This is a genomic window from Nocardia sp. NPDC003345, assembly GCF_053589395.1.
The window spans coordinates 1-8,316 of the sequence record NZ_JBSFRU010000300.1; the positions used below are offsets into that span (position 1 = coordinate 1).

9 protein-coding genes are annotated in these 8,316 nt (G+C 68.4%); 6 read left to right on the forward strand and 3 right to left on the reverse strand.

Annotation, left to right across the window (positions count from 1 at the left end; genetic code table 11):
• The 3 genes from ACWDU1_RS25620 to ACWDU1_RS25630 form a co-directional block, all read left to right on the forward strand.
• The coding region (locus ACWDU1_RS25620; protein WP_450002242.1) for an exodeoxyribonuclease III at positions 1-754 on the forward strand (754 nt) is incomplete at its 5' end.
• An 11-nt stretch (positions 755-765) separates the two neighbouring features.
• Complete coding sequence (locus ACWDU1_RS25625; protein WP_450002244.1) at positions 766-1,248, forward strand: ribonuclease domain-containing protein; 483 nt, start codon at positions 766-768, stop codon at positions 1,246-1,248.
• The gene (locus ACWDU1_RS25630; RefSeq protein WP_450002246.1) at positions 1,248-1,733 is read left to right on the forward strand and encodes a barstar family protein; all 486 of its coding nucleotides are present in this window, start codon (positions 1,248-1,250) and stop codon (positions 1,731-1,733) included. Before ACWDU1_RS25625 ends, ACWDU1_RS25630 begins: the two co-directional genes overlap by 1 nt.
• Positions 1,734-1,743: 10 nt before the next feature.
• On the opposite strand, the gene ACWDU1_RS25635 is transcribed toward ACWDU1_RS25630, so the two are convergent.
• Together ACWDU1_RS25635 and ACWDU1_RS25640 are read right to left on the reverse strand one after the other, a co-directional pair.
• The gene (locus ACWDU1_RS25635; RefSeq protein WP_450002248.1) at positions 1,744-2,379 is read right to left on the reverse strand and encodes a TetR/AcrR family transcriptional regulator; all 636 of its coding nucleotides are present in this window, start codon (positions 2,377-2,379) and stop codon (positions 1,744-1,746) included.
• Positions 2,380-2,515: 136 nt separating this feature from the next.
• Positions 2,516-3,451 carry an alpha/beta fold hydrolase gene (locus ACWDU1_RS25640; RefSeq protein WP_450002250.1) on the reverse strand — a complete coding sequence of 312 codons (936 nt, stop codon included), beginning with the start codon at positions 3,449-3,451 and terminating at the stop codon, positions 2,516-2,518.
• 233 nt (positions 3,452-3,684) lie between these two features.
• Between ACWDU1_RS25640 and ACWDU1_RS25645 the strand changes: the two genes are divergently transcribed.
• The 3 genes from ACWDU1_RS25645 to yhjD all read left to right on the forward strand — a co-directional run bounded on the left by ACWDU1_RS25645 (position 3,685) and on the right by yhjD (position 6,836).
• Complete coding sequence (locus ACWDU1_RS25645) at positions 3,685-4,641, forward strand: oxygenase MpaB family protein (RefSeq protein WP_450002252.1); 957 nt, start codon at positions 3,685-3,687, stop codon at positions 4,639-4,641.
• 85 nt (positions 4,642-4,726) lie between these two features.
• Positions 4,727-5,761: a tryptophan--tRNA ligase gene (trpS, locus tag ACWDU1_RS25650; protein WP_450002254.1), complete on the forward strand. Its 1,035-nt coding sequence runs from the start codon at positions 4,727-4,729 to the stop codon at positions 5,759-5,761.
• Positions 5,762-5,807: 46 nt separating this feature from the next.
• Complete coding sequence (gene yhjD, locus ACWDU1_RS25655; RefSeq protein ID WP_450002255.1) at positions 5,808-6,836, forward strand: inner membrane protein YhjD; 1,029 nt, start codon at positions 5,808-5,810, stop codon at positions 6,834-6,836.
• 45 nt (positions 6,837-6,881) lie between these two features.
• Here yhjD and ACWDU1_RS25660 read toward each other — a convergent pair whose 3' ends face one another.
• The gene (locus tag ACWDU1_RS25660; RefSeq protein WP_450002257.1) at positions 6,882-8,192 is read right to left on the reverse strand and encodes a D-alanyl-D-alanine carboxypeptidase family protein; all 1,311 of its coding nucleotides are present in this window, start codon (positions 8,190-8,192) and stop codon (positions 6,882-6,884) included.
• Positions 8,193-8,316 lie beyond the last annotated feature (124 nt).

Below are 8,316 nucleotides of genomic sequence, written 5' to 3' on the forward strand. Positions count from 1 at the left end.
CAACGGCGTCCGGGCCGCCGCCGGCAAAGGGCTGCTGGCCTGGTTGTCGCGGACCGAGGCCGATATCGTCTGCCTGCAGGAAACCCGCGCCGACGACGCGCAGATCGCCGCCGCGCTCGCCCCGGCGCTGGATCAGGGCTGGTATCTCGCGCATGCCGAGCCCGGTTCGAAGGGGCGGGCGGGGGTCGGGGTGCTGTCGCGGCGCCCGATGGGGGCGGTGCGGATCGGGGTGGAACCGGATAGCGAGTTCGTGACCACCGGCCGCTATATCGAGGTCGAGTTCGACGAGGTGACCGTCGCGAGCGTCTATGTGCACACGGGGGAATCGGAGACGCCCAGGCAGGACGAGAAGTACCGTTTCCTCGACGAACTGGCGGCCCGGATGGCCACCCGCACCGGCGCTTTCGTCATCGCGGGGGATTGGAATATCGCGCATACCGAACGTGACCTCAAGAACTGGAAGGGCAACCTGAAGAAATCCGGGTTCCTGCCCGCGGAACGGGCCTGGCTGGATCGGCAGCTGGCGGCGGGTTACGTCGATGTGGTGCGTGAACTTCACCCGGCGGGGGATGGTCCGTTCAGCTGGTGGTCGTATCGTGGGCGCGCGTTCGACAACGACACCGGCTGGCGGATCGATTATCAGCTGGCGACTCCGGAGGCGGCCGAGCGGGCGAAGCAGGCGGTGGTCGAGCGGGCCGCGACCTACGCGGAGCGCTGGTCGGACCACGCTCCGGTGACGGTGCAGTATCGATGAAGGGGTAGCGCGTGCGTGCGAGAGTTCTGAAGATCCTGTCGGCGGTGGGTGCCGTGGTGGTGGCCGCCGTGGTCGCGTTCCTGAGTGCCCAGGCGGGGGACGAGGGGGCCGGTGCTCCGGCCGCGGCGGCATCGGCGACCTCGACGGTTTCGGCGCCGGTGGGCGGGCGATCCGGTCCGGCGACCGATTCGCCGGTGGCGTCGCAGGTGGCGGGCGTACCGGACCGCGCCTACGCGACTCTGGCCGAGATCGACGCCGGACGCTGGCCGGATTCGGCGAACGCGCCCGGCACCAAGGGCGGGGAGACGTTCCGGAACCGGGAGGGCCGGTTGCCCGCGACCGATGACGCCGGGAAGCGGGTGAACTATCGCGAATGGGATGTGAACCCGAAGAAACAGGGGCAGTCCCGTGACGCCGAACGCATCATCACCGGTAGCGACGGTTCGGCGTGGTACACCGGCGACCACTACGACACCTTCACGAGGATGCGCTGATGCCCGATCCTGTCGCACTGGCGGATTTCCTGAGCTTCTCCTACGACACCGGCCTGCGCTCGTCCGGCGGGCCGCACACCGCCCTCGGTACGGCCGATGTCGCCGCCGCCGAATTCAGTGGGGTGCGTTATCGGGCGCCGGACGATTTCCGGGTGCGTGAGGTGCGCGGGAGCCGGATGCGCACGGTATCGGCGCTGTTCGACGAGTTCGCGGCGGCCCTGCAGTTTCCCTACTACTTCCGCCCGAACAAGGATTCTTTCGACGAATGTCTGCTGGGCCTGGACGAATCGCTGGGGGCGGCGGGCGGCTATGTGATCGCTGTCCGCGACGCCGATCAGCTGCTGGCGGACGCTCCGGACGAGCGGGAGTGGTTCGCCTCGGTGGTGGAGGAGTGCGCGGATTTCTGGCCGTCGCGTGAGGTGGTGTTCCGGGTGATCCTCCAGGGCGCCCCCACGGGTCTGGCCGGGGTGCCGTTGCGAATCTGAGCAGCCGCGGTCATTCCTTGTTCCGGGCGAAATCCTCGCCCAGGAGTACGAAGACGTCGGTGGTGTAGTCGATGAGGGTGTCGCGGGAGATCGGCAGGTCGCCGCGCACCCAGCCGGTGAGGGTCTGGACCAGGCCGCCCACCAGATAGGTGGCCCGGAAATCGATCACCGGGTCGGGGGCGGGGTCGGTGACCCCGTAGAACTCGATCCCTTCGCTGGCCACCAGGCGGGCGAAGATCCGGATGGTTTCGGTGGTGCGCGCCCGGAGCGCGGGGGTGGCCATGGCCGCGACCATGGTGACCTCGGTTTTGCGGGGGTCGTCGGTGAGCAGGTGAATTCCGGCGGCGATGGCGGCGCGTGCCTTGTCGCGGGAATCGGCGCCGGCGTCGTGCAGAGCGGCGGCGATGACCAGGACGAGTTCCTCGGCGATCCCGTCGACGAGCGCGGTGAGGACATCGTCGCGGCTGGTGAAACTCTCGTAGTAGTAGCGTTCGTTGAGGCCGGCCTCGGTGCACATCCCGGTAACGGTCAGCTTGTCCAGACCTTGCGTGCCGATGATCTCCAGCGCCGCGTCGAGTAACGCGGATCGCCGCTGGGCCCGCCGCTGCTCTGCGGACAAACCGCCATAGGTGCGCTGCGCTGCCATCTCTAGATCATGGCGGGTCGGCGGCTCCGGAGCGTACGCGGGGCAAGGCGGGATGGAGCGAGGCCGCTGTCGCGCCGGTCCTCGTCGCCCGGTGACCGGCGTCGCGAAGCGTCCCGGTTCGCGACGCCGGCCGCGTTCAGGGAAGGAATTCGGTGATCAGGGCGCTTGTCCGGGCGGGGCAGTCTTCGTGCACGGTGTGCCCGCAGCCGGGCAGTACGGTCGCCACGGCACCCGGTATCCGCGCGGCGAGGCGTTGGGCCTGCGATGACGGCAGCCAGGTGTCCTCGGCGCCCCACAGCACGAGGGTGGGCGCGGAGACCCGGGCCAGGCCGGCGTCGGTCAGCCGGTAGTCGGTGTTGCGCCACAGCGACAGGAAACCGGCGCGGTTCGCCGCCCGGGAGTACGGCGCGTAGAGCTCGTCGATCATCTCGTCGGTGACGAGGTGCCGGTTGTGGAAGGCGCCGCGGATGCTTTCCGCGTAGAAGGCGCGGTCGGTCAGGTTCGTGGCCAGCTCACCCAGGACGGGTGTGGTGAACAGTGGTGTGGTGGGAGCTTTTTCGGCATCGAGGCCGGGAGAGTCGAGCAGGACCAGGCGTTCGACCCGCTCGGGATGCTGCTGGGCGAAATAGAGACTCCAGGCGCCACCCCACGAGTGCCCGGCCAGCGCGGTCCGGCCCAATCCGACGGCGTCCAGGAAGGTGGTCAGGGCCCGCGACATGGCGGGCAGGTCGTAGCCGAAGTCGTCGCGGTGGAGTTCGGTGTAGCCCTGACTCGGGAGGTCGACCGCGTAGACGGTGTGGTCGGCGGCCAGGACCGGGATCGCATCGCGCCACGAGTATCCCCACAGGCCGCCGCCGGCGACGAGCACCACGGGCGGACCCGTGCCGGTGCGGGTGTAGTGGAAGCGGGCGAGGTCGGTGTCGACGTACCGCGACTCCACGCGTTCCAGATACTGCGACCGGTAGGACGAGACCGGCGGTTGCGCGTGCGCCGCGGGGGTTACGAGTGCGGCGACGGCGATCGACAGGGCGGCGATTGCGCCGGCCGGGCGGGACAAGAGGTTGGCTTTCACGACATGACTCTCTGATCAGCGGGACCGATGTCCTATGGACGAGCGGACGTCCGCCGGTGTGATGCCGTGTGAGGTAGTTCATGTCGGTCGTTGTGAATCCGCTGCCCCGGGGCGGGCGCCGGGCCGCCGGGAAATTTGGTGGTTGATCTTGCCAGAATCTCGGAACTGGAGGATGCTATTGCCAGATGCGCGGACGCGCAGCGCTCGATGGGGAGCCGAACCAGGAGGCTGATATGGCCGTGGACACCGGATACTTCGCCGACGATTCGATGATCCGGCGGGTTATGCGCAAACGCGCGGTCGGGCTGACCTACGGGCTCCGGGCCCTGGTCATCGGCGCGGTCAACCCGCTGCTGTACGTCGGGACCGCGGAATCGACCGAACACCGGGATACGCCCTACACCCGGCTGGCCCTCACCGGGAAACTCTTCGAGGCGGTGTTCTTCGGAACCCGCGCGGAAGCCGACCGGGCGCTCGAGTTCACCGGCAAGAAGCATGCGAAGGTCGTGGGCCGGCTGCCCGAGGACGCGGGCGCCCACCATCCCGCGGGCTCGCCCTACTCCGCCTACGACCCGCACCTGAGCTTCATGACCATGGCGTTCACCTTCGAATCGGCCGAGGTCATGTACGACCTGCTGGTGCGCCGGCTGAGCGAGGGCGAACGCGAGGGCCTGTACCAGGACTATGTGCGCTGGGGGGAGCTGTTCGGGATGCCCCGGGAGGCCGCACCGCCGGACTATCCGGCTTTCCGCGCCTACTTCGACACCTACCTGGAATCCGACGAGCTGTTCCTCACCGACGAGGCGCGCATGGTCGGTAACTACCTGTCCGGCCATACGGTCGCCTATCCGCAGCGCCCGCCCGCGCAGCAGGTGAGTGCCGCCTACTACCTGCTGGTGCAGGGCAGCCTGCCGCCGCGGATCCGGGGTATGTACGGGATCGACTGGAAACGTGGCGACGAACTCGCCTACCGCGGGCTGGCGCAGTCGGTGCGCAACGCGCACAGCGTGCCCTCGTTCCTGGTGCCCCGGCCGGTGAGAACCGCGCTCAACGGTCCGAGCGCGCCGGTCTACCGGCTGATCACGAAACAGGAGCAGCGTCTGGCACGCGAGGGGAAACGCAGCATGCCGGACATCGATCCGCGTAAGTGGCACGAGCGGGTCAGGCCCGGAGGCGGTAGCGCAGCGTGACCACGCAGGGCCCCCGCTCGTGCCCGGTGCCCGGTGGACACGGGTGGAGCGGAATTCCGCTTGATGCACATGGGAGGATCGGGGCATGTCCAGTCCTGCTCCGACCCCGTCCGCCGGGGAGCGTAAACAGCGAGTGCTCTCGGGTATCCAGCCCACGAGTGATTCGTTCCACCTCGGAAACTACCTCGGTGCCCTCCAGTACTGGGTCACCATGCAGGACGACTACGACGCGCTGTACTTCATCCCCAATATGCACGCCATCACGGTGTCGCAGGATCCGAAGGAACTGCGCAAACGCACCCGGTCGGCGGCCGCGCAACTGCTCGCCCTCGGGATCGATCCGGGGCGTTCGACCCTGTTCGTGCAGTCGCAGGTACCCGAGCACGCCGAGCTGACCTGGGTGCTGAACTGCCTCACCGGGTTCGGCGAAGCGAGCCGGATGACGCAGTTCAAGGACAAATCGGTGAAACAGGGCGCCGACAACACCACTGTCGGCCTGTTCACCTATCCGGTGCTGATGGCCGCCGATATCCTGCTCTACCGGCCGCATCAGGTGCCGGTGGGTGAGGATCAGCGTCAGCATCTGGAGCTCACCCGCAACCTGGCCCAGCGGTTCAACACCCGGTTCAAGAAGACTTTCGTGGTGCCGGAGGCCCATATCGTCAAGGGCACCGCGAAGATCTACGACCTGCAGGATCCCACCGCGAAGATGAGCAAGTCCGCCAGTTCGGACGCGGGCCTGATCAACCTGCTCGACGATCCGAAGGTGACGGCGAAGAAGGTGCGCTCGGCGGTGACCGATACCGAGCGCGAGATCCGCTACGACGTGGAGGCGAAGCCGGGGGTCAGCAATCTGCTGGTGATCCTGTCGGCGCTCACCGAGACCCCGATCGTGACGCTGGAGAAGGATTACGCCGGCCGGGGTTACGGCGATCTGAAGGCCGACGTCGCCGACGCACTGACCGGATTTGTCACGCCTCTTCGTGCGAAAGTGGAAGAGTACATGGCGGATCAGGGTGAACTCGATCGTATTCTCGCCACCGGGGCCGAGCGTGCGCGCGAGATCGCCGGCAACACTCTCGCACAGGTCTACGACCGGGTCGGGTTCCTCACCCGCTGAGCGCCGGTCCGGCGCCGGTGCGCGGGGCGAGCGAGGGGCGCTGACAGTGCAGGTGATCGACACAGTGAAGGACAGGGTCCAGCGGACGATCGGGCAGCGGCCCTGGCTCGACCATCTGGTACGCGCCGTCGGCAGGTATCAGAACCAGCGCGGTGACCACTACGCGGCGGGTATCACCTACTTCACGGTGCTTTCCCTGTTCCCGCTGCTGATGATCGCCTTCGCCATCGCGGGTTTCGTGCTGGCGGGTAACGCCGATCTGCTCGACGAACTGCGCACCAGCGTCGTCGAGAACATACCCGGTGAGATGGGCGATCAGCTCAACGATCTGATCGACCAGGCGATCGGTTCGCGCGGCGCGGTGGGCGTCCTGGGTCTGCTCACCGGGTTGTATTCGGGGCTGGGCTGGATGGCGAACCTGCGCGCCGCGCTGACCGAGCAGTGGGAGCAGAAATCCGACGACTCGAACTGGTTCCGCAACAAACTGTCGGATCTGGGCGCGCTGTTCGGTCTGTTCCTGGCGCTGGCACTGTCGCTGGGTTTGTCGGTTCTGGCGTCGAGCCGGCTCGGGGTGCGATTGCTCGAACTCGTCGGGCTGCAGGACATGCCCGGGTCGCGGTGGCTGCTGTGGTTGCTGTCCACGGGGCTGGCGATGGTGGCGTCCTGGGCGTTGTTCGCCTGGATCATCGCCCGCCTGCCCCGCGAGCCGGTGACACTGCGCAGCGCGCTGCGGGCGGCGGTGCTGGCGGCGGTGGGATTCGAGATCTTCAAGAACCTCGCCGGGATCTATCTGCGGTCGGTGCTGAGCAGTCCGGCGGGCGCGGCGTTCGGTTCGATCATCGGCATCATGGTGTTCAGCTACGTGGTGTACCGGATCATCCTCTTCGCCACCGCCTGGGCGGCCACCGCGCGCGAGAACGAACAACTCGCGCCGGCCCCGCTGCCCGGACCCGCGGTGATCAGCCCGCGGATCCAGGACACCGGACGGCCGTCGCTGGGGAAATCGGCCGCGCTGTTCGGAGCGGGGGCACTGACCGCCGCCGGTCTGTCCCGGATCCGGCGGCGCCGCCACTGAATCGGGCGAACGGGCGGCGTGCCCCGGGTGACCGGCCGGGCCGGGTCAGCGTTTACGAGTGCGGATATGCCACGTACCCACCAGCATTATCGGCACCAGGATCAGACCGCCGACCATCAGCATCATCCACAGGTCGTCGAAACCGCCCGCTGCGCGCGGCTGGGCGGAATAGGCGATGGCGTTCTGGGCGCCCTCCTGGGGAGGCAGTGCCAGTACCGCGTCGCCGTCCTCGGATTCGGCTCGGTCACCAGGGATTTCGCCGATCTGGGCACCGGGTCCGAGGGCGAATCCGTAGTCGAGCAATCGGGCCGCCTGCTCCCAGGGGCGGATCGGCAGTACGTCGGCCTGCAACAGGGTCACGGCCAGGCGGCGGCCGCCGCGTTCGGCGCCCGCCACGAAGGTCTGGCGCGCATCGTCGGTGAACCCCGTCTTACCACCCAGCGCGCCCGGATAGTTGTAGAGCAGACCGTTGTCGTTGGCGATCGGGAAACCCGGATGATCCTGATCGCCGGGCACGGCCGGATTCGGCGGAAAACCGGGGAAGTCGAACTGTTCGGTGCGGATCATCTCCGCGAACAGCGGGATCGACATGGCCTCGCGGAACAGCAGCGACAGATCGTAGGCCGAGGTGCTCATACCGGGGCCGTCGAGGCCGGACGGGGTGGCCGCGCGGGTGTCGTAGGCGCGCAGCGAGGCGGCGAGATCGTTCATCTTCGCGACCGCGGCCGCGTCACCGCCCAACTGCGCCGCCAACGCGTGCGCGGCGTCGTTGCCCGACGCCATCACCAGCGCGTGCAGCAGCTGGCGGTTGCTGTAGCGGCCACCCGGGCCGATCCCGACGCGGGTGCCCTCCACATCGGCGTCGGCCTGGGTGCCGACGACGACGGTGTCGAGGTCCAGCGTGCGCAACGCGATGGTCGCCAGCAGCACCTTGATCGTGCTGGCGGGACGGTAGCGGCCGTGCGGGTCCTTGGCGGCCACCACGGCGCCGGTATCGAGATCCGACACCATCCAGGCGGTCGCCGAGATGTCCGGCGGTACCGCGGGTGCGCCCGTCGGCAGGACCACACCGCATTCACCCAGGCGTTTGCCGCCGATGGGGGAGTCCGGGACGGGTAGCGGGGTGGGTGTGGGCTCGCCGGGCGCCGGAACCTCGGAGGTGTCGATCGCGGCCGGCGGCCGCTCACGCTGCGGGCAGGTATCGGTGACGGGGGTGGTGAACGGGGTGGTCGTGGGTGGTGGGGGCTGCGCGATCGCAGGCCCGCAGACGGTGATCGGTCCGGCCGCGCAGACCGCGGCGGCGAGCACCGAGCCTAAACGGCGGACGGCGCGCTGGTGAAGCTCCCTCTTGTACATCGACGATGAGCCTAGACGTGCTCGGCCGCGGCGCCGAGTTCAGCGAGACCCGTGGACGGTTTCGGCCCGGCCCTGCTTTCAGCCCTCGAAGCGCATGCGCCGCAGGCGCGAGTCTCGAGGGCTG

Excerpts from the sequence above, each read along its gene's own strand:
- ACWDU1_RS25635 (WP_450002248.1), bottom strand. The coding sequence starts at position 2,379 with ATGGCAGCGCAGCGCACCTATGGCGGTTTGTCCGCAGAGCAGCGGCGG.
- ACWDU1_RS25630 (WP_450002246.1), top strand. The coding sequence starts at position 1,248 with ATGCCCGATCCTGTCGCACTGGCGGATTTCCTGAGCTTCTCCTACGAC.
- ACWDU1_RS25660 (WP_450002257.1), bottom strand. The coding sequence starts at position 8,192 with ATGTACAAGAGGGAGCTTCACCAGCGCGCCGTCCGCCGTTTAGGCTCG.
- ACWDU1_RS25645 (WP_450002252.1), top strand. The coding sequence starts at position 3,685 with ATGGCCGTGGACACCGGATACTTCGCCGACGATTCGATGATCCGGCGG.
- trpS (WP_450002254.1), top strand. The coding sequence starts at position 4,727 with ATGTCCAGTCCTGCTCCGACCCCGTCCGCCGGGGAGCGTAAACAGCGA.